Here is a 19,864-nt window from a genome sequence, read left to right as displayed (position 1 = left end):
AGGCCGAGCACTAAGCTCGGCCGAAGTCCAACAGGGAGGTATGAGGGTGACTGCCTTGCGGCTATCACCGTCACGATTGGCAATTAAGGGCGCCTCTCTGTCCATTCAAGGAAAAAAATGCCGCATATGCAGCATGTCCGCTATGCAAGTCATGCATGGCTGAAACTTGTTTAGCCCGGAACCTCAGCTAACTGCCTGTTCTTTCAGCGTTTTGCGATAGGATATAATCTCGTCCTGCACGAAATCCCGAAAGGCGGCGATCCGCTTGGAGTGGCGCAACTCTTCCGGATAGGCAAGAAACACCGGTACTTCGACCGATTGCACCTCGGGCAGAACGCGCACCAATTGCGGAAAATCACGGATCAGATAATCGGGCAGAACGCCGATGCCAAGATCATGCAGCACCCCCTGAAGCACGCCAAAGTAATTGTTCACGGTCAAGAGCGATGAGATGTCATTGGTCATCAACTCGTTCACCAACATCGCTCCGGCCCCCACTTGCGCCGAACGTGGGTTCTGACAGATCAGACGATGCGCGCTCATGTCTTCGATCACAGCGGGTTCGCCATGGGCCTCGATATAGGACTGCGTCGCATAGAGGCACATATGCACACTCATGAGCCGCTTGCGGATGAGATCGGCCTGTGACGGCTCTTTCATGCGGATCGCCACATCGGCTTCGCGCATCGGCAGGTCGAGCACGCGTTCTTCAAGCATGAGGTCGATCTTGAGATCCGGGTATTTCTCATAGAGCTTGGGCAGGCGCGGTGCGAGCCAGAGCGTGCCGAACCCGGTGGTGGTGGTCACGCGCAAATCGCCAAACACCTCCTCCTCGCTGTCGCGAATGCGGGCGGTCGCGGCATCAAGCCGTTTCATCATCGCGCGGGTGGCATCGAACAGCAGTTCCCCCTGTTCGGTGAGAATCAGCCCGCGTGCGTGGCGGTGAAACAGGGTGGCATTCAGCGATTCTTCCAACGCGCGGATTTGGCGGCTTACCGCCGATTGCGACAGATGCAACTGCTCTCCGGCATGGGTGAGACTCCCGGCATCCGCCACCGCATGAAATATTCTGAGCTTGTCCCAATCCATAAATTTAACTTTCTGAGGAAACTAACGCCTATGACGCAATAGCAGATAATCCTCAATCAACTATAGGGGAGGTGCGACATTTTCGTAAAATTCCACTTGGTAGGTCATTAATTATGACCTAATATTGCTCTATATTGAGGCATGGCCCTCAACCAAGGGAGGCACGCTATGACCACGCAAAAGGTAACGCTGAACGACCGCTTCGATCTGGAGAAATCACCCGTTCTGCTCAATGGCACGCAGGCGCTTGTACGTCTGATGTTGACCCAAGCAGCCCGTGACCGGGCGACAGGGTTGAACACGGCAGGCTTCGTGACGGGCTATCGCGGCTCGCCTTTGGGGGCCGTCGATCTACAGATGCGGCGCGCTGGAAAGGTTCTGACAGCGGCGCAGGTGCGCTTTGAGGAAGGGCTCAATGAGGATCTGGCGGCCACCGCCCTCTGGGGCGCGCAACAGGCGGAACTGCGCGGCGAGGGCAAGTATGACGGCGTTTTCGGTCTCTGGTATGGCAAGGGGCCGGGGGTGGACCGCTCTGGCGATGTGATGCGGCATGCCAATATGGCCGGCACGTCCAAACATGGTGGCGTGCTGATGGCGATGGGCGACGACCATACCGGCGAATCCTCGACCGTGCTGCATCAGAGCGAATGGGCGCTCGTGGATGCCTACATGCCGGTGGTCAGCCCGGCGGGCGTGCAGGAAATCCTTGATTATGGCATCTACGGCTATGCGCTCAGCCGCTTTGCCGGGGTCTGGGTTGGGCTCAAGACGATGAAGGACACGGTAGAGGCGACATCGGTTGTGGATGGCCGCCCGGACCGCGTGCAGCTTGTGACCCCCGATTTCCCGATGCCCGAGGGTGGGCTGAACATTCGCCTGATCGACACGCCGCATGCACAAGAGACGCGGATGATCGACTTCAAACGCTTTGCCGCCGAGGCATTTTCCCGCGCCAATGGCATGGACAAGCGCATGCTGGGCAAGCCGGGGGCCAAGATCGGCTTTGTTGCGGCGGGCAAAAACTGGCTTGATCTGGTGCATGCGCTCGACCTCTTGGGGGTCGATGCCGAAGAGGCGGAGCGGTTGGGCATCACCACCTACAAGGTGGGGCAGGTCTTTCCGCTCGACATGCAGGGGTTTCACGACTGGGCCGAGGGGCTCGATCTGATCGTGGTGGTCGAGGAAAAGCGCAAGCTGATCGAGGTGCAGATCAAAGAGGCGATCTTTGACGACCGGCGCGGGCGGCGCGTCTATGGCTGGTACAAGGGCGGCGCCAGGGGGATGCACCGCGAGGAATTGTTCCCGACGCGCGGCGCGCTCGATCCCATTTGGATCGCGGAGAAACTGGGTGGCATCCTGATCGAAGAGGGGCGCGGCACCGACCGGATCAAGGCGGGGCTCGAGGCGCTGTCAGAGGCGCGGCGCAATGACAACGCCACCGAGATTGCCAGCCGTCTGCCCTACTTCTGCTCGGGTTGCCCGCACAACACCTCGACCCGTCTGCCGGAAGGCGCGCGCGCCTATGCCGGGATCGGCTGTCACTACATGGTTCAGTGGATGGACCGGGAAACAACCGGCTTTACCCATATGGGCGGTGAAGGGGCGAACTGGATCGGTGAGGCGCCGTTTTCGACGCGCAAACATGTGTTCCAGAACCTGGGCGACGGCACCTATAACCATTCGGGCGTGCAGGCCATTCGCGCGGCCTTGGCCTCGGGCACGACGATCACCTATAAAATTCTTTACAATGACGCTGTGGCCATGACCGGCGGGCAGGCCAATGAAGGCGGTCTCAATGCACCGCGGATCGCCGCCGAATTGCGCGCCATGGGGGTGAAACATCTGGCGGTCGTCTATGACGAGAAAGAGGATGTTGACCTGAAGTCTTTCCCGCAAGGCATTGATTTTTCAGAACGATCCGACCTCATGGTAGTGCAGGAGCGGCTGGCAGAGGTCGAGGGGGTGAGTGTCATCCTCTATATCCAGACCTGTGCCGCCGAAAAGCGCCGCCGCCGCAAGCGGGGCAAGTTCCCTGATCCCGACCGCCGCGTGTTCATCAATACCGATGTCTGCGAGGGCTGCGGCGATTGCGGGGTGCAATCCAATTGCGTCTCGATCGTGCCGGTGGAGACCGAACTTGGCCGCAAGCGGGCAATTGATCAATCAAGCTGCAACAAGGATTTTTCCTGTCTCAAGGGGTTTTGCCCGTCGTTTGTCACGCTGGAAGGCGCGAAAATCCGCAAGGACAGCACCGCTGATCTGACCCTGCCAGAGATGCCCGCGCCCGCACTTCCGGCGATTGACGGCACCTACAATGTGGTCATCACCGGCGTGGGCGGAACCGGCGTTGTCACCATCGGCGCGGTGATGGCACAGGCGGCGCAGATTGATGGCAAGGGGGCGGGCATGATGGAAATGGCTGGTCTCGCGCAAAAGGGCGGGGCGGTGCATATCCATTGCCGTCTGGCCGAGACTCCCGGCGATATCAGCGCCATTCGCGTGGCGACGGGGGAGTGTGATGCGCTGATCGGGGGCGATTTGGTAGTCTCTGCCGGGGCCAAGACGCTGGGCCTGACGCGGTCTGGTCGCACCGGCGCGGTGGTCAATAGCCACGAGATCATCACTGGCGATTTCACCCGCAACACCGAATTCACCTTGCCTGCGGACCGGTTGCGTCTGGCACTTGAGGCGCGGTTGCGCGACGCAGTGCAGATGTTCGATGCCTCGGATCTGGCCAAGACCGTGATGGGCGATTCGATCTATTCCAACATGATGATCTTTGGCGCGGCATGGCAGAGGGGGTTGATCCCGGTCAGCCATGCGGCGATTGCAGAGGCCATTCGCCTGAATGGGGCGGCGGTCGATGCCAATCTGCGCGCGTTTGAGGTGGGGCGTTGGGCGGCGCTCTATCCGGCGGAGGTCGAGAAACTGTTGACGCCCAAGGTGATTGCCAAACCGAAAACGCTGGCCGAGCGCATCGCGTATCGCGAGAGGCATCTGACCGCCTATCAGGGCAAGCGGTTGGCCAAGCGCTATGGCCGCATGCTGGGCGGAATTACCGACGAGGGCGTCAAAGACGCGGTGGCGCAGGGCTATCACAAGCTCTTGTCCTACAAAGACGAATACGAGGTCGCGCGTCTCCATCTGGAGACAGCGGACAAGGCGCGGGCCGAGTTTGGCGGAGATTTCACGCTGAAATTCCATCTCGCGCCGCCGATGCTGTCCAAAATGGGCAGCGACGGGCGACCCAAGAAGCGTGAATTTGGCTCCGGCATCCTGCGGGCGTTCGGTCTGTTGGCAAAACTCAAGATCCTGCGTGGCACGCCGCTTGATCCCTTTGGCCGCACCGCCGAGCGTAAATTGGAACGGGCGCTGATCACGCAATTCGAGGGCGATATGGCCGAGGTTCTGCCGCTGCTCACCGCCCGCACCCGCGACGCGATCATCGCACTGGCGCTCTTGCCGCTGTCGATCCGGGGCTTTGGCCCGGTCAAGGAGGCCAACGCCGCCAAGGCCGCAACCCGGCGCACAGAACTCTTGGCGGTGATCCGGTCGGGCGGGGCGGAAATGGCACAGGCGGCGGAATAGGCGTCACGAAACTGTCACGGGATCTGGTCACATCTGTCGCATAATCTTAACGAGACGCGACTCAGCCGAGGATCGCCCATGCGCCCAGATCGCCAGATTGCCCGTGACATTTCCTACGCCTATTCGGCCCAAACCAAGAGCGGGCGCGCGATGATCCGCACGATGGAAAACCTCACCGGGCGGATCGCATTGATCAAGCGCGCGGCTGGCTATGAGACCGAGGTTATGCAGGGCCGCGATTTCTGGGACGTGATCGTCGAGCGCTATGGTCTCACGCTTGATGTGGTGGGCGGCAGTCTCTCGAATATCCCGCAAGAGGGGCCTTTGGTGCTGATTGCCAATCACCCGTATGGGATTCTTGACGGGTTGATGATGGGCCATATCCTAAGCCAGACGCGCGGCGATTTCCGTATTCTGGCGCATCAGATTTTCCGCAAGGCCGAGGATCTGAACAAGGTCATCCTGCCGATCAGCTTTGACGAGACCAAAGAGGCGGTCGCCCTCAACCTTGCCACGCGCAAGACAGCCCTCGACTATCTGGGGCAGGGCGGGGCCATTGGCATCTTTCCGGGCGGCACGGTTAGCACGGCGGCCAAGCCCTTTTCGCGCCCGATGGACCCCGGTTGGCGCGGCTTTACCGCCAAGATGATCGCCAAATCGCAGGCGTCCGTGGTGCCGGTCTATTTCGACGGGCATACCAGCCGCCTCTTTCAACTCGCCAGCCATCTGCACGTGACGCTGCGCATGGGTCTCTTGATCAAGGAATTCCGCAAGCGGATTGACACGCCCGTGCGCGTCGTAGTGGGCGACCCGATCCCGCGCAGCACCTTGGCGCAATATGCGGGCGACACGAAATCCCTCATGGCATTCCTGCGCGCCAAGACTTATGAATTGTCGCCAAGCCCGGTTGTCTCCTCTGAAATCGGGTTCGAATTCGAGTAACGGCACTGGACGCGGGACATGGCGGTAGGGATTTTCGACAGCGGGCTGGGCGGCCTGACAGTGTGGGATGCGGTGAGTAAACGCTTGCCGGATGTGCCCTTTGTCTATCTGGGCGATAATGCCCATACGCCCTACGGCGTACGCGATGCCGATGACATCTATCATCTGACCACGGCCTCGGTGGACCGCCTGTTCGCAGCGGGCTGTGATCTGGTGATTCTGGCCTGCAACACCGCGTCGGCGGCGGCGCTGCGGCGGATGCAGGAATCCTGGGTGCCGCGTGACAAGCGGGTTCTGGGCGTCTTTGTGCCACTGATCGAGGCGCTGACCGAGCGGCAATGGGGCGACAATTCCCCGCCCCGCGAAGTGGCGGTCAAGAACGTGGCGCTCTTTGCGACACCCGCGACCGTGCGCAGCCGGGCGTTCCAACGCGAATTGGCGTTTCGCGCTATTGGCGTCGATGTCGAGGCGCAGGCCTGCGGCGGCGTGGTCGATGCTATCGAAGAGGGCGACATGATTCTGGCCGAAGCACTGGTGCGCAGCCATGTCGATGCGCTCAAGCGCAAGATGCCGCATCCCGAGGCGGCGGTGCTAGGCTGCACCCATTATCCGCTGGTGCAAGAGGTGTTTCAGGACGCGCTCGGCCCCGATGTGGCGGTCTACTCGCAGCCCAATCTGGTGGCGTCGAGCCTTGCCGATTATCTGGGGCGGCACCCGAACAAGATCGGAGCGGGCACCGAGTCCGTGTTCCTGACCACCGGCGATCCCAAGCGGGTGTCATCCCGCGCCACGCAATTCCTGCGACGAGAAATCAAATTCTCTGCGGCCTGAGGAACAGGTCATGACCCCTGCGCTGCATTGCGGCAGCAGGGAAATCCAACTATCCTAATCCCATCTGAAAGTGAGGTCACGATGACCCATAAAATCGCCATTCTGGGGGCCTCGGGCTATACCGGGGCCGAGCTTGTCCGGCTGATCGCCACCCATCCGGCCATGCAGATCACTGCACTCGCCGCCAATTCCAAGGCGGGGCAGAGCATGGGGCAGGTGTTTCCGCATTTGCGGCACCTCGATTTGCCCGATCTTGTCACCATCGAAGAGATTGATTTCTCTGGAATTGACCTGTGTTTCTGCGCCCTGCCGCACAAGACCAGCCAAGAGGTGATAGCGGCGCTGCCGCGCGACCTCAAGATCGTGGACCTGTCGGCAGATTTCCGGCTGCGTGATCCGGCCGCCTACCAGAAATGGTATGGCAATCCCCATGCGGCCCCCGAGGTGCAGAAAGAGGCGGTCTATGGCCTGACCGAATTCTACCGCGAGGATATCCGCGCCGCGCGTCTGGTGGCGGGCACTGGCTGTAATGCTGCGACGGGGCAATATATCCTGCGCCCGCTTATTTCTGCCGGGGTGATTGATCTGGACGAGATCATCCTCGACCTCAAATGCGGCGTGTCGGGGGCGGGGCGCAGTCTCAAGGAAAATCTGCTGCATGCAGAGTTGAGCGAGGGCTATCACGCCTATTCGGTCGGCGGCACGCATCGGCACTTGGGCGAGTTCGATCAGGAGTTTTCCGCCCTTGCAGGTCGCCCTGTCGAGATTCAGTTCACCCCGCATCTTATCCCTGCCAATCGCGGGATTCTCGCCACCGGCTATGTTCGGGGCGAGGCGGCGCAGATTCACGCCATACTGGCGGCGGCCTATGCCGAGGAGCCGTTCATCGTGGTTCTGCCGATGGGCGAGACACCCAGCACGCGCCACATTCGCGGCAGCAATTTTTGCCATATCGGCGTGGTGGCGGATCGGCGTGCCGGGCGCACGATCGTCGTGGCTGCCCTTGATAACTTGACAAAAGGTAGCAGCGGACAGGCGTTGCAAAACGCCAATCTCATGTTATCTGAATCTGAGACCGCGGGGCTGATGCTGGCCCCGGTCTTTCCGTAAGGGTGACACCGATGAAATCGCTCAAGAAAAAGCGCCGGGTGCAGGTCATCGCGATTGCCGCCGTGGCACTTGTGCTGGCCACTGGCCTGATCGGCTATGGCATGCGTGACGGGATCAATTTCTTTCGCTCGCCAACCCAAGTGCTGGCGGAACCGCCCAGCCCCACCGAAGTGTTCCGCATCGGCGGGTTGGTCGAAGAGGGCAGTCTCAAACGCGGCGAGAGCGAGACCATCCGCTTCAACGTGACGGATGGCAACGGTGTGGTGCCTGTGACCTACAAGGGCGTGCTGCCCGATCTCTTTGAGGAAAATCAGGGCATGGTCGGCACCGGCAGCTACCGCGACGGGACCTTTGTCGCCAGCGAAATTCTCGCCAAACATGACGAGACCTATATGCCCAAGGAAGTGGTCGATGCGCTCAAGGCGCAGGGTGTCTACAAGGACCCGAACGGCAGCTAAAGCCGCCTCTGACGGATTTGAGTATTTTCCCCAAGAAAAAGCCCCGGTCGGCCAAGGCCGGGGCGCGTGCGGTCTGACAGGGCGGCGTTAACGCTTGGTCCTGATGCTGAGGCTCGTGTTTCACGAGAGAAGGCAGGCCAGCGGATGCAAACTGTTGAGCGGATAGCGCAAGAGATCGTCGCCCGTGAGGGCGGCTATGTTGACGACCCTGACGATCCGGGCGGGGCCACGAATTTTGGCGTGACGATCCACACCATGCGGCGTCTGGGGTTGGATCTCACGCGGGACGGGGTGATTGATGCGCTGGACGTGCGGGCGCTCACACGCGATCAGGCGGTGACGCATTTTATCGACCACTATTATCAGCGCTCCGGCATCGCGCGCCTGCCAGAGAGCCTGCAAGCCAGCGTGTTCGACATGTATGTCAATGCCGGGGCCAATGCGGTCAAGATCCTGCAGCGGCTGTTGCGTGAGATGGGGCAGGAGATCGCGGTGGATGGCCTCATCGGGCCGCAGACCGTGGCGGCGGCAGAGGCGGCGGCCAAGGTGGCACCGGAGCATATCGCGGATGCCTATGGCATTGCGCGGCGCAATTATTACCTGAGCCTCGCCGATGCCCGCCCCGCCAGCCGCAAATTCGCCCGCAGTCGCGCGGGCGGCAAGGGCGGCTGGATCAAACGCGCGGAAGAGTTCATCTCGCCGCGCTTTCATCTCAGCCAGGCCCAGTTCAACGCGAGGATCAGCGCATGGTGATGGATATGCTGCGGGCGCTCTTTGGCAGCGGTGCCAATGTGGTGCGTGAGACCGCCGAGGTGTTTCGCGTCAACGCCGAGGCCGCCGATCAGCGCAGCGTCGAGACGCAGCGCGCGGCGCTGGAGCAGATGGCAGGCGAGTTCCGGCTGGAGAACCGGGGGCTGTTCGACCGGATCATCGACGGGCTGAACCGCATTCCGCGCCCGGCAATGGCGCTTGGCACGATTGGCCTCTTTGTGGCGGCGATGGTTGATCCCATATGGTTTGGCGAGCGCATGGCAGGGTTGGCGCTGGTGCCAGAGCCGCTCTGGTGGCTCTTGGGGGCGATTGTCAGTTTCTATTTCGGTGCGCGCTATCAGGCCAAAGGGCAGGACTTTCAGCGCTCCATCGCCAGCACCATCGCCCGTGCGCCGCAGGTGGCGCAGACCATCCAGAGCTTGCGCGCGCTGCGTCCCACCAGCCCCGGAGTGGCCGATAGCAGCAATGATGCGCAGGTCGCGCTGAGCGCGCTGACCCCGACCGACAATCCCGCGCTGTCAGAGTGGCGGCGGCAGGGCTGAGACCCGCGACAATGTGATCCAAGCCCCGCGCCGATTGCGATTGGCCGGGGCCATGTCCTGCCCTATACTCAGGGCATGATTATAGAACTCGGTCACTTCGCCCTCATCCTAGCCTTTCTGGTGGCCTGTGTTCAGGCCACCGTCCCGCTGATTGGCGCCTATAAACGCTGGCCGGGCTGGATGGCTCTGGCCGAACCGGCGGCGACCATTCAGTTCTTGCTGACAGCGGTGGCCTTTGCCGCGCTGACATGGGCCTTTGTCTCCTCGGATTTCTCGCTGCGTCTGGTCGTGCTCAACAGCCACACTGACAAACCGATGCTCTACAAAGTCACAGGCGTCTGGGGCAATCACGAGGGCTCGATGCTTTTGTGGGTCCTGATCGTCACGCTCTTTGGCGCGGCGGTGGCGTGGTTTGGCTCCAATCTGCCGCCGTCTCTGCGTGCGCGGGTGCTGAGCGTGCAGGCGATGGTGGGCGTGGCCTTTTTTGCCTTTATCCTTCTGACCTCCAACCCATTCCTGCGCATGGCAGTGCCGCCCTTCAACGGGCAGGATCTCAATCCGCTGCTGCAAGACCCCGGTTTGGCCTTCCATCCGCCCTTCCTCTATCTCGGCTATGTCGGTCTTTCGATGACCTTCTCTTTTGCCGTTGCGGCGTTGATCGAGGGGCGTGTGGACGCCGCTTGGGGCAGGTGGGTGCGGCCCTACACGCTGGCCGCGTGGATTTTCCTGACCATCGGCATCGGTCTTGGCTCCTGGTGGGCCTATTACGAATTGGGCTGGGGCGGGTTCTGGTTCTGGGACCCTGTGGAAAACGCGTCCTTCATGCCTTGGCTCATTGCCGCCGCCCTGCTGCATTCCGCAATCGTTGTGGAAAAGCGTGAAAGCCTTAAAAGCTGGACGATCCTCTTGGCGATCATCGCCTTCGGCTTTTCCATGGTCGGCGCCTTTATCACCCGCTCTGGCGTTCTGACCTCGGTGCATGCCTTTGCCACGGACCCCGAACGCGGCGTGTTTCTGCTGGCTATTCTGGCGGTGTTCATGGCGGGCGCGCTCACGCTCTTTGCCGCGCGCGCCGGTGTGATGCAGGCCAAGGGGGTGTTCAGCCTTGTCAGCCGCGAATCCGTGCTTGTGCTCAATAACCTCTTGCTGGCGGTGGCCTGTTTCGTGGTCTTTATCGGCACCATCTGGCCGCTGATTGCCGAAATGCTGTTTGACCGCAAACTGTCGGTGGGCGAGCCGTTCTTCAACGCGGCCTTTACCCCGTTCATGGTGGCGCTTGGCCTCATTCTTCCGGTGGGCGCGATGCTGCCGTGGAAGCGGGCGACCTTGGGCCGGGTCATTCGCCAACTGGCGCCTGTCTTTGCGCTCGCTGTGGCGATTGGCGCGCTGGCTTGGGCGATGCAGACCGGGCGCTCGGCGCTTGGTCCCATGGGGCTCTTTCTTGCGGCGTGGCTGATTGGTGGCGCAATGGTCGATATCTGGACGCGTACCGGGCGTGGGGCGGGGCGATTTGCACGCCTCACCCGCCTGCCGCGTGCCGATTGGGGCAAGGCGGTGGCGCATGGCGGGCTTGGCGTGACCATGGCCGGAATTGCGGCGATGATGGCTTGGCAACAGGAAGACATCCGTGTCTTGCAGGTGGGTGAGCAGTTCGACATCGCGGGCTACACGCTGCAACTCGACGAGGTTCACAAAGAGGACGGACCCAATTACTTTGCCACCTTGGCCACATTTACCCTATCCAAGGATGGGCGCGAAATCGCCAAGATGAAGCCCGAGAAACGCGAATACCCCGTGGCGCAAATGCCCACCACAGAGGCCGCGCTCGACAATGCCTTCTTGCGTGACATCTATGTCGTGATCGGAGATCCGCAGATCGGCGGCGGCTGGGCGGTGCGCAGCTATTACAAACCACTGGCCAACTGGATCTGGGGCGGTTCCCTATTGATGGCGCTTGGCGGGGTCCTTTCACTCAGCGACCGGCGTTACCGCGTGGCCGCTGGCGCGCGCAAACTGCCCCAAGGGGTGCCTGCGGAATGAAACGCCTAATCCTCGCCCTTTGCGTGATTGCCGCGCCGGTCTTCGCTGTGCAGCCGGATGAGGTTCTTGACGACCCCGCGCTCGAGGCGCGGGCGCGGGATATTTCCTCGGGCCTGCGCTGTCTGGTCTGCCGCAACGAGAGCATCGACGATTCCAACGCCGAACTGGCCCGCGACCTGCGCCTTTTGGTGCGCGAGCGGTTGCTGGCGGGCGACAGCAACGAAGAGGCGGTCCAATTCATCGTTGATCGCTACGGCGAGTATGTCCTGCTCAAACCCCGGATCGGCGGGTCCAACATCCTCCTGTGGTTGGCCGGGCCGCTGATGCTCGGAACCGGGCTGTTGATTGGCGCGGTCTATCTGCGGGGCCGGTCACGCGCGCCCGAAACCGACGTGGCCCGGCTGAGCGAGGCCGAGGAAAGCCGCCTGCGCGAAATCCTCAAGGACTGACGCCCGGTTTCGCTTGGCGCGGACGTAGGTCTGGGGTTTGATACGCAAAACCAGACCGAAAGGCCCGAATCCGTGAAAGACTATCAAACCATCACGCTGGAGATCGCCGACGGCGTGGCGCTCCTCTGCCTCAATCGCGCGGATAAGATGAACGCGCTCAACACCCAGATGCGGGCCGAGATCACCGATGCGGTGATCCATGCGGGACGCAAGGCGCGTGTTGTCGTGCTCACGGGCACGGGCCGTGCGTTTTGCTCGGGTCAGGATCTGGGCGACGGGGGCAATGCCACGACGCTCGATCTCGAGCGGGTGCTGCGCGAGGAATATGTGCCGATGCTGCGCGCCATCACCGATTGCCCGGTGCCGACGATCAGCGCGGTCAACGGACCGGCGGCCGGGGCAGGGGCCAATCTGGCGTTGTCGGCGGATGTGGTGATCGCCACCGAGAGCGCCTATTTCCTTCAGGCCTTTGCCCGCATCGGCCTCATTCCGGATGCGGGCGGCACCTATGCGCTGCCGCGTCAGATGGGCATGGCCAAGGCAATGGGGGCCGCGCTCTTTGCTGAACCCATCTCCGCGCGTCAGGCGAGCGATTGGGGCATGATCTGGGAGGCGGTCAGCGACGAAGGCTTTGCCGCCCATTGGCGCGCCCGTGCGGCCCATCTGGCCAAGGGACCAACGCAAACCTATGGGGCCATCAAGACTGCAATCCGCAGCACATGGGACAACACGCTCGAAACCCAGCTTGACCTTGAGGCCAAGCTGCAAGGCGCCTGCGGTCAGAGCCGCGATTTCAAAGAAGGCGTGGTGGCGTTTCTGGAAAAGCGCCCCGCACAGTTTGAGGGGCGCTGAGCCGCGAGGGCCGGGCGCATGATGCTTGTCCTCTCGGCGCTTGGCAGCCTTGGCGTTTTGGCGCTGATTGGCATTTGGCCGATACGCAAGAGCATTGATATCATCGAAGGCAAACGCGGTATGCAGGCCAGCGCACCAAGCCTGCTGCGGCGTATGCGCGGCTGGTCGTTTGTCGGGGTCTGGGGGCTGCTATTGCTCTTTGTCGGTGCCTTCTTCGGCGATTGGGCCAAAACCGGGGATCTGGATGGGGCCGCGAAGCGGGCGATGGAGCGGTCGCGTTTCGTGACCGAACTTGCCGTGATGATCATGGGGTCCGACCAATGAACCCGTGGGCGCCGACCAAGCCAGGGTTCGACGCCGTGCAGGCGGCCCTGCGGTGTGCGTCGTGCGGCGGGCAGCAAGGGTTTGACCCGCAATCACAGTCCCTCAGATGCGACTCCTGTGGGCGTCTGACAGAGATCGTCGTAGATTCGGACCTCGACCCGCGGCGCGAGGCGGCCTATGACCCCGGCGCGCCCGAGGATGAGCCGCCCGAGATTGAGCACGCACATCGCTGCGATACCTGTGGCGGTGAGGTCGTGTTTGTGGGCCGTGCGGTGTCCGAACAATGCCCCTATTGCAACGGTTCGGTGGTCCTGTTCGGGGGGCATTCGCATTATACGCCTTCTGCTCTTATCCCCATTGGCAATACAAAGGCCGACGCAGGTGATGCAATCGCTTGCTGGGTGCGTGGGCTCTGGTCAGCGCCGACACCGCTTTCCAAGGTGGTGACAGAGGGCCAGATAGCGGCGGTCTATGCACCTTTCTGGACATTCGATGCGGCCAAAGACGTGAACTACACGGCCCAACGGCGTACTGGACACGGAAAATCTGCGCGCTGGCGCAGGGTCTCCGGGCAGGTAACGATGGTGCTTGATGACATGGTGATCGGGGCCTCGGACCATGTTACGCCGGATATTCGCGACGGGATCATGCACGGGTTCTATCCTCAATGGCTCAAACCTTATCAGCCGGAATATCTGGCTGGGTTTGCGGCAGATCTGCACGGGAGCCGGGTGTCCGACGGATTGATCAAGCTGCGCCGGGACATTGAAGAGCAGGTAAGGCGGCGCATTCAGGTGGATGCTGGCGGCGGGCGGATCAGGAATATCACCTGGACCGGGCACCTATCTGAAATCCGGTTCCGACGCGTGCTCTTGCCGCTGTGGATCCTGCATTATCGCTATGCGGGCAAGCCATACCGCATTGTTGTGTCTGGGATCGACGGACGTTGTTTTGGCGAGCGGCCTTTCTCGATGGCAAAACTCTTTGGCTGGGCGCTGCTGTCGGCGGCTAGTCTCTTTGGTGCAGGTATGATGATCGGCGCGGGGCTGGCACCCGGATAGGTTACGGCCTTTTAAAATTCAAAAGCCCGGCATGAAGCCGGGCTTTTGTCTTGGGACGGCGCATGCGCCTCAGCGCTTTTCGATGTCCACGTAATCGCGCAACGTCGCACCCTTGTAGAGCTGGCGCGGGCGACCGATCTTGAGCTGCGGATCGGCGATCATTTCCTTCCATTGGGAAATCCAGCCGATGGTGCGGCTGACCGCGAAAATCGGTGTGAACATCGAGGTCGGGAACCCCATCGCTTCCAGGATGATGCCCGAGTAGAAATCCACATTCGGGAACAGCTTCTTATCCGCGAAATACGGATCGGCGAGCGCCTGCTTTTCCAGTTCCTTGGCCACCTGAAGCGTCGGGTTGTTCTCAACGCCCAAGAGTTCGAGAACCTCATCGGCGGATTGCTTCATCACCTTGGCGCGCGGATCAAAATTCTTGTAGACCCGGTGACCAAAGCCCATCAGGCGGAAGGGGTCGTCCTTATCCTTGGCGCGGGCGATGAATTCCGGAATGCGATCGGGTGTTCCGATTTCCTGCAACATCTCGAGGCAGGCCTGATTGGCACCGCCATGTGCCGGTCCCCAGAGACAGGCAATCCCGGCCGCGACGCACGCAAAGGGATTGGCCCCGGAGGAAGAGGCCAGACGCACCGTCGAGGTCGAGGCGTTCTGCTCGTGATCGGCATGGAGCGTGAAAATACGGTCCATCGCCCGGCTGAGGATCGGGTTGACCACGTAATTCTCGGCAGGCACGGCAAAGCACATGCGCAGAAAGTTCGACGCATAGTCGAGTTCGTTGCGCGGATATTCGAACGGCTGGCCGATGGTGTATTTGAAGGCCATCGCCGCAATGGTCGGCATCTTGGCAATCAGCCGGATCGACGCCACTTCGCGCTGCCAGGGGTCGGTGATATCGGTGCTGTCGTGATAAAAGGCGCTGAGCGCGCCCACCACGCCCACCATGATCGCCATCGGATGCGCATCCCGGCGGAAGCCGCGGAAGAGGAAATGCATCTGTTCGTGGATCATCGTGTGATTGGTCACGCGGCTCTCGAAATCCTCGAGCTGTGCGGGGCTCGGCAACTCGCCGTAGAGCAGCAGGTAGCACACTTCGAGGTAATGCGATTTCTCGGCCAACTGGTCGATCGGATAGCCGCGATGCAGCAATTCACCCTTGTCGCCGTCGATAAAGGTGATGGTGCTGTCACAGCTTGCGGTCGAGGTATAGCCGGGGTCATAGGTGAACACGCCCGCATCGGCATAGAGCTTGCGGATGTCGATCACATCCGGGCCCGCCGTGGGGGAATACATCGGCAATTCATAGGTCTTGCCCGCAATCTCCAGCTTCGCCACTCTCTTGTCGTCTGACATCAGGGGTCCTCCCTTTCAGCGCCCGCATGCGCCATCTGCGCTTCAGGCTGGATAAACGTAACGCCTTGCCAAGGGATTAATCCCCTCTGCAGGCCGCATCGGTTAGCCGGGCGATGGTTTCATCCCGCCCGAGAACCAGCATCATGTCGAACACACTCGGTGTCGCACTGCGGCCCGCCAGAGCCGCCCGGAGGGGGCCTGCCAGCTTGCCGAACTTCATTCCATGGTCTTCGGCGAATTGGGTCGCCAGACCCTCGATAGCCTCACGTGCCCACGTAGCAGTTTGCAAGTGCGGCGTCAATTCTCCCAGTATACCACGGGATACTGAATCAAGCTGCTCGGCGGCTTTCTCCTCCGGCTGAATGGGCCGCGTCACAAGGATAAACGCTGCTTTATCAAGAAGTTCCGGAAATGTCTTGGCGCGTTCCTTGAGGCAATACATCCCCTTGGCGAACAGCGTCAATTTTGCGTCATCCAAGGCCGGTTGCTCCGTCACCGCAAGGAAATCGCACAATTCATGCAGCAGCGCAGCATCGTCGGCCGCGGCAATGTGCTGACCGCAGAGATTCTCGAGTTTCTTAAAGTCCAGACGCGCCGGGGATTTGCCGATTCCCTTAAGCTCGAACCACGCCTGCGCCTGCGCATCGTCGAAGAATTCGGCATCGCCATGGCTCCAGCCAAGGCGCGCCAGATAGTTGCGTATCCCTGCCGCCGGATAGCCCATCTTCTGATATTCCTCGACGCCAAGTGCGCCATGGCGCTTGCTCAGCTTCTTGCCGTCGGGGCCGTGAATGAGCGGGATATGGGCGTAAACCGGCAGGGGCCAGCCCATCGCCTGATAGATCATCATCTGCCGCGCGGCATTGTTGAGGTGATCATCCCCCCGGATCACATGGGTGACCCCCATATCGTGATCATCCACCACCACTGCCAGCATATAGACCGGCGTTCCATCGCCGCGCAGCAGGACCATATCGTCAAGCTGATCGTTGCCGATGGTCACATCGCCCTGAACCTCGTCCTTGATCACCGTCACGCCCTCGCGTGGCGCCTTGATGCGGATCACATGCGGCACGCCCTCGGGGTGCTGATCGGGCGTGGCGTCGCGCCACGGGCTCTGGAACAAGGTCGAACGCCCCTCTGCGCGGGCCGCCTCGCGAAAGGTCTCGATCTCTTCCTGCGTGGCAAAGCATTTATAGGCCATCCCCTCGGCCAGCAATTTGCGTGCCACCTCGGCGTGGCGGTCGGCGCGTTCAAATTGGCTGATCGCCGCGCCGTCATGCTCAAGGCCGAGCCAGGCCAACCCATCCAGAATCGCTTGAGTCGCCTCAGGAGTCGAGCGCGCCCGGTCGGTATCCTCGATCCGCAGCAGAAACTTGCCGCCGCGCCCGCGCGCAAAGAGCCAGTTGAACAGCGCCGTGCGCGCGCCCCCAATATGCAGATAGCCGGTGGGCGACGGGGCAAAACGGGTCACGACCTGTTGCGACATGGGACAGATTAACCTCTCGGTAACGATGATGGAGCTAGCGTTGTGGCCTGTCTATCGGCCCGTCATGGGGGAAACAAGCCTTGGGCATCTGGCACTTAATCTGGCACCCAATCTGGCACCGGGCTGAGTCGATCTGGCTGGCACAGCGCGACGCGCTCTTTCCTTGGGTGCCGGTTCTTATGGCCTGTGGCGTGGGGGCCTATTTCGCGCTGCGGCAAGAACCCTCGGTTGCGGCCCTCTGGGGCTGTGGCGCGGGCGCGCTCTTGCTGGCGCTTTTGGCCAAGCGCGGGCGCGAATGGACAGGGCCGCTCCTCTGGGCCATGGCGCTGATGCTGGCGGGCTTTGCGCTTGCGGGTCTGCGGGCGCATCTGGTGGCGGGGCCGATGCTGGAGTGGCGCTACTATGGCCCGGTCGAAGGGCGGATCGTGGGCATCGACCGCTCAGCCTCGGACGCGCTGCGCCTGACGCTCGACCGCGTGGTTCTGGCCCGCACTGACCCGACCCGCACGCCGCGCCGGGTGCGTGTCTCCCTGCACGGTGATCAACCCCATTTTACGCCACAACCCAACCTGCGCGTCATCATGACGGCGCATCTCGGCCCGGCGGGCGGCCCGGTCGAACCGGGCGGCTTTGATTTCCAACGGCACGCGTGGTTTCTGGGGATCGGTGCTGTGGGCTATACCCGCACACCGGTTCTGCGGCTAGAGGCCTCGCCGGGGGGCCAAGCGCTCTTCCGGGCACGCATGGCCTTGTCGCAGCATGTGCAGAGCCGCCTGCCGGGGCAGACCGGTGCCTTTGCCGCGGCGATCATGACCGGCGACCGCGCGGGGCTCAGCCTTGCGACACTCGAGGCCATGCGCATCTCAAACCTTGCGCATCTGCTCGCGATTTCCGGACTGCATATGGGTCTATTGGCGGGATTTGTCTTTGCCGCCGTCCGCCTCGGCTTTGCCGCCGCGCCGCGCCTTGGCCTGCGCCTTCCGGCCAAGAAGATATCGGCCGCTTTGGCCATTCTGGCGGCGGCGGGATATCTCGGCCTCTCGGGCGGCAATGTCGCGACCGAACGCGCCTTTGTCATGGTCGCGGTGATCTTTGGGGCCGTGATGCTCGAACGTCGTGCCTTCAGCCTGCGGGCGGTGGCGGTGGCGGCGATGATCGTGCTGACCCTGCACCCCGAGGCGCTACTTGGTCCCGGCTTTCAGATGTCCTTTGCGGCAACCGTAGCTCTAGTCGCGGTGTTTGGCTGGCTGCGCGATGCGGGGCTCGCGCGCGGACCCCGCTGGCTGCGCCCGGTGCTGGCGGTGGTGATTTCCTCCGCTGTGGCGGGGGCGGCGACAGCGCCGGTCGCCGCCGCGCATTTCAACCAATATGCGCAATTCGGCCTCTTGGCCAATCTGGTAAGCGTGCCTTTGATGGGGGTGCTGGTGATGCCTGCGGCGGTCATGGCCACGCTCTTGTTGCCGCTGGGACTCGACTGGATCGCGCTGCGCCTGATGGAACTTGGCCTGCGCTGGATCTTGACGGTGGCAGAGTGGGTTGCGGCGTTGGAGGGCGCGCGTGTGCCGGTGGTGGCCCCCGGCCCTCATGTGCTGCCGCTCTTGGCGCTTGGGGCGCTCTTTGTCGTGCTCTGGCAGGGCCGGACGCGGGCTCTGGGTATCCTGCCAGTGGCCTTGGGTGTCCTGCTCTGGGGTGGGGCCGAGCGGCCGGTGATGATCATATCCGATACGGGCACCCTGATCGGGATCATGACCGAGGCGGGGCGCGCGCTCAACAAACCATCGGGCGGTGGTTTCGTGGCCGACAACTGGCTCGAGAATGACGGCGATGATGCCGGTCGCGAGGTGGCCTTTGCCCGCTGGTCCGAGGATTTGGCCTTGGGTCATGGGATCAGGGTTGTGGCGGGCAAGGCTGCCGCTGCGATGCCGGTCGTCTGCGACGGGGCCAAAATTGTCGTCCTGAGTGCCGCGCCAGAGCACCCCCCGGCGCAGGACCATGATTGTCAGATCATCACGCCCGATACGCTGCGCGCCACAGGCTCACTGGCGCTTCTTGCTGATGGGCCGGGCCTGCGCCTTGTGACCGCGCGCGACCTGAGCGGCGCGCGGCTCTGGAATTTTCAGTAGCTGCGGATCAAGCCCACCAGCCGCCCTTGAACGCGCACCTGATCCTCGGGGAAAAGCCGCGTTTCATAGGCCGGATTCGCGGCCTCGAGCGCGATGGCATTGCCCCGGCGGTAAAAGCGTTTGAGCGTCGCCTCCTGATCCTCGATCAGAGCCACGACGATATCGCCATTATCCGCCACCGAAGTTTCGCGGATGATCACCACATCGCCATCATTGATCCCGGCCTCGATCATCGAGTCGCCACGCACCTCGAGCGCATAGTGATTGGCCGCCCCCCGGATCATGGTGCTGGGCACCGAAACATTGTGCTGCACATGGGCAATCGCCTCGATCGGCACACCGGCGGCGATGCGTCCCATCAGCGGCACCTCAAAGGCATGCGTCACCTCGATCGGCTGGGCATTGGCAGGGCGGGGGGTATCGGGCCGGTCGCCGTCGATCACGCGGGGGGTAAAGCTGTGGCGCGCCTCGCCCCCAAGGCTTTCGGGAAGGCGCACGATTTCCAGCGCCCGCGCGCGGTGCGCCAGACGCCGGATAAAGCCGCGTTCCTCCAGCGCCGTGATCAGGCGGTGAATACCGGATTTCGACCGCAGATCGAGCGCTTCTTTCATTTCGTCAAAACTGGGCGGAACACCATCCCGCTGCACACGCTTTTGGATAAACTCCAGCAAATCGAGTTGTTTCTTGGTCAGCATGGGCTGCGTCCTCTCACCGGTCAATTGCTTTTGTTCTACACATGTTCCCGTTTTGTGTCAATCGGCGTGGCCGCTCTGTGCGGCGCATTGGGCTGCTCTGCCATTGCATCGCAGGGCAGGGGGGGGTATGCGCTG

At 62.1% G+C, this 19,864-nt stretch carries 17 protein-coding genes; 13 read left to right on the top strand and 4 right to left on the bottom strand.

From position 1 onward, the window contains the following. Positions 1-183 precede the first annotated feature (183 nt). On the bottom strand, positions 184-1,089 hold the full coding sequence (locus ACSSVY_RS14795) for a LysR family transcriptional regulator (RefSeq protein WP_454270404.1): 906 nt from the start codon (positions 1,087-1,089) through the stop codon (positions 184-186). Positions 1,090-1,257: 168 nt separating this feature from the next. Between ACSSVY_RS14795 and ACSSVY_RS14790 the strand changes: the two genes are divergently transcribed. The 12 genes from ACSSVY_RS14790 (at position 1,258) to ACSSVY_RS14735 (ending at position 14,057) form a co-directional block, all read left to right on the top strand. After that, positions 1,258-4,677, top strand: coding sequence for an indolepyruvate ferredoxin oxidoreductase family protein (locus ACSSVY_RS14790; protein ID WP_454270402.1), 3,420 nt, complete (start codon positions 1,258-1,260; stop codon positions 4,675-4,677). A 78-nt stretch (positions 4,678-4,755) separates the two neighbouring features. Next, on the top strand, positions 4,756-5,619 hold the full coding sequence (locus ACSSVY_RS14785) for a lysophospholipid acyltransferase family protein (RefSeq protein ID WP_454270400.1): 864 nt from the start codon (positions 4,756-4,758) through the stop codon (positions 5,617-5,619). An 18-nt stretch (positions 5,620-5,637) separates the two neighbouring features. Continuing rightward, complete coding sequence (locus tag ACSSVY_RS14780) at positions 5,638-6,450, top strand: glutamate racemase (protein WP_454270399.1); 813 nt, start codon at positions 5,638-5,640, stop codon at positions 6,448-6,450. Between the two features lie 81 nt (positions 6,451-6,531). Further along, positions 6,532-7,560 carry an N-acetyl-gamma-glutamyl-phosphate reductase gene (argC, locus tag ACSSVY_RS14775; RefSeq protein ID WP_454270397.1) on the top strand — a complete coding sequence of 343 codons (1,029 nt, stop codon included), beginning with the start codon at positions 6,532-6,534 and terminating at the stop codon, positions 7,558-7,560. An 11-nt stretch (positions 7,561-7,571) separates the two neighbouring features. Continuing rightward, complete coding sequence (gene ccmE, locus ACSSVY_RS14770) at positions 7,572-8,018, top strand: cytochrome c maturation protein CcmE (protein ID WP_040651661.1); 447 nt, start codon at positions 7,572-7,574, stop codon at positions 8,016-8,018. Positions 8,019-8,162: 144 nt separating this feature from the next. Beyond that, entirely contained in the window at positions 8,163-8,771 is a 609-nt protein-coding gene (locus ACSSVY_RS14765; RefSeq protein ID WP_454270396.1) for a holin-associated N-acetylmuramidase, read from the top strand. Continuing rightward, a complete protein-coding gene (locus ACSSVY_RS14760; protein ID WP_454270394.1) occupies positions 8,765-9,331 on the top strand; it encodes a holin family protein in 567 nt (188 codons plus the stop codon). The genes ACSSVY_RS14765 and ACSSVY_RS14760 overlap by 7 nt, the downstream gene beginning before the upstream one ends. Positions 9,332-9,406: 75 nt before the next feature. Beyond that, positions 9,407-11,371, top strand: coding sequence for a heme lyase CcmF/NrfE family subunit (locus ACSSVY_RS14755; RefSeq protein ID WP_454270392.1), 1,965 nt, complete (start codon positions 9,407-9,409; stop codon positions 11,369-11,371). Further along, entirely contained in the window at positions 11,368-11,820 is a 453-nt protein-coding gene (locus ACSSVY_RS14750; protein WP_454270391.1) for a cytochrome c-type biogenesis protein, read from the top strand. The genes ACSSVY_RS14755 and ACSSVY_RS14750 overlap by 4 nt, the downstream gene beginning before the upstream one ends. Positions 11,821-11,892: 72 nt before the next feature. Continuing rightward, on the top strand, positions 11,893-12,672 hold the full coding sequence (locus ACSSVY_RS14745; protein WP_454270390.1) for an enoyl-CoA hydratase-related protein: 780 nt from the start codon (positions 11,893-11,895) through the stop codon (positions 12,670-12,672). 18 nt (positions 12,673-12,690) lie between these two features. Further along, complete coding sequence (locus ACSSVY_RS14740; protein ID WP_454270388.1) at positions 12,691-12,996, top strand: hypothetical protein; 306 nt, start codon at positions 12,691-12,693, stop codon at positions 12,994-12,996. Continuing rightward, entirely contained in the window at positions 12,993-14,057 is a 1,065-nt protein-coding gene (locus ACSSVY_RS14735; RefSeq protein ID WP_454270387.1) for a hypothetical protein, read from the top strand. The genes ACSSVY_RS14740 and ACSSVY_RS14735 overlap by 4 nt, the downstream gene beginning before the upstream one ends. A 69-nt stretch (positions 14,058-14,126) precedes the next feature. Here ACSSVY_RS14735 and gltA read toward each other — a convergent pair whose 3' ends face one another. Then, positions 14,127-15,422, bottom strand: coding sequence for a citrate synthase (gltA, locus tag ACSSVY_RS14730; RefSeq protein ID WP_454270385.1), 1,296 nt, complete (start codon positions 15,420-15,422; stop codon positions 14,127-14,129). Between the two features lie 76 nt (positions 15,423-15,498). Beyond that, a complete protein-coding gene (gene gltX / locus ACSSVY_RS14725; RefSeq protein ID WP_454270383.1) occupies positions 15,499-16,911 on the bottom strand; it encodes a glutamate--tRNA ligase in 1,413 nt (470 codons plus the stop codon). Between the two features lie 80 nt (positions 16,912-16,991). On the opposite strand from gltX, the gene ACSSVY_RS14720 reads away from it, so the two are divergent. Next, positions 16,992-19,034, top strand: a complete 2,043-nt coding sequence (locus tag ACSSVY_RS14720; RefSeq protein WP_454270382.1) for a ComEC/Rec2 family competence protein — start codon at positions 16,992-16,994, stop codon at positions 19,032-19,034. On the opposite strand, the gene lexA is transcribed toward ACSSVY_RS14720, so the two are convergent. Beyond that, a complete protein-coding gene (gene lexA / locus ACSSVY_RS14715; RefSeq protein WP_454270381.1) occupies positions 19,028-19,729 on the bottom strand; it encodes a transcriptional repressor LexA in 702 nt (233 codons plus the stop codon). The two genes, ACSSVY_RS14720 and lexA, sit on opposite strands and share 7 nt — an antisense overlap. Positions 19,730-19,864 lie beyond the last annotated feature (135 nt).

Source organism: Roseovarius sp. MBR-51, from assembly GCF_053628575.1.
The sequence above is the reverse complement of the archived record's forward strand: the minus strand, read 5'-3'. Positions and strand labels throughout refer to the sequence as shown.

Bases quoted from the DNA above. Each gene is read 5' to 3' on its own strand.
- ACSSVY_RS14795 (WP_454270404.1), bottom strand. From the start codon at position 1,089: ATGGATTGGGACAAGCTCAGAATATTTCATGCGGTGGCGGATGCCGGG.
- ACSSVY_RS14790 (WP_454270402.1), top strand. From the start codon at position 1,258: ATGACCACGCAAAAGGTAACGCTGAACGACCGCTTCGATCTGGAGAAA.
- ACSSVY_RS14785 (WP_454270400.1), top strand. From the start codon at position 4,756: ATGCGCCCAGATCGCCAGATTGCCCGTGACATTTCCTACGCCTATTCG.
- ACSSVY_RS14780 (WP_454270399.1), top strand. From the start codon at position 5,638: ATGGCGGTAGGGATTTTCGACAGCGGGCTGGGCGGCCTGACAGTGTGG.
- argC (WP_454270397.1), top strand. From the start codon at position 6,532: ATGACCCATAAAATCGCCATTCTGGGGGCCTCGGGCTATACCGGGGCC.
- ccmE (WP_040651661.1), top strand. From the start codon at position 7,572: ATGAAATCGCTCAAGAAAAAGCGCCGGGTGCAGGTCATCGCGATTGCC.
- ACSSVY_RS14765 (WP_454270396.1), top strand. From the start codon at position 8,163: ATGCAAACTGTTGAGCGGATAGCGCAAGAGATCGTCGCCCGTGAGGGC.
- ACSSVY_RS14760 (WP_454270394.1), top strand. From the start codon at position 8,765: ATGGTGATGGATATGCTGCGGGCGCTCTTTGGCAGCGGTGCCAATGTG.
- ACSSVY_RS14755 (WP_454270392.1), top strand. From the start codon at position 9,407: ATGATTATAGAACTCGGTCACTTCGCCCTCATCCTAGCCTTTCTGGTG.
- ACSSVY_RS14750 (WP_454270391.1), top strand. From the start codon at position 11,368: ATGAAACGCCTAATCCTCGCCCTTTGCGTGATTGCCGCGCCGGTCTTC.
- ACSSVY_RS14740 (WP_454270388.1), top strand. From the start codon at position 12,691: ATGATGCTTGTCCTCTCGGCGCTTGGCAGCCTTGGCGTTTTGGCGCTG.
- ACSSVY_RS14735 (WP_454270387.1), top strand. From the start codon at position 12,993: ATGAACCCGTGGGCGCCGACCAAGCCAGGGTTCGACGCCGTGCAGGCG.
- gltA (WP_454270385.1), bottom strand. From the start codon at position 15,422: ATGTCAGACGACAAGAGAGTGGCGAAGCTGGAGATTGCGGGCAAGACC.
- gltX (WP_454270383.1), bottom strand. From the start codon at position 16,911: ATGTCGCAACAGGTCGTGACCCGTTTTGCCCCGTCGCCCACCGGCTAT.
- lexA (WP_454270381.1), bottom strand. From the start codon at position 19,729: ATGCTGACCAAGAAACAACTCGATTTGCTGGAGTTTATCCAAAAGCGT.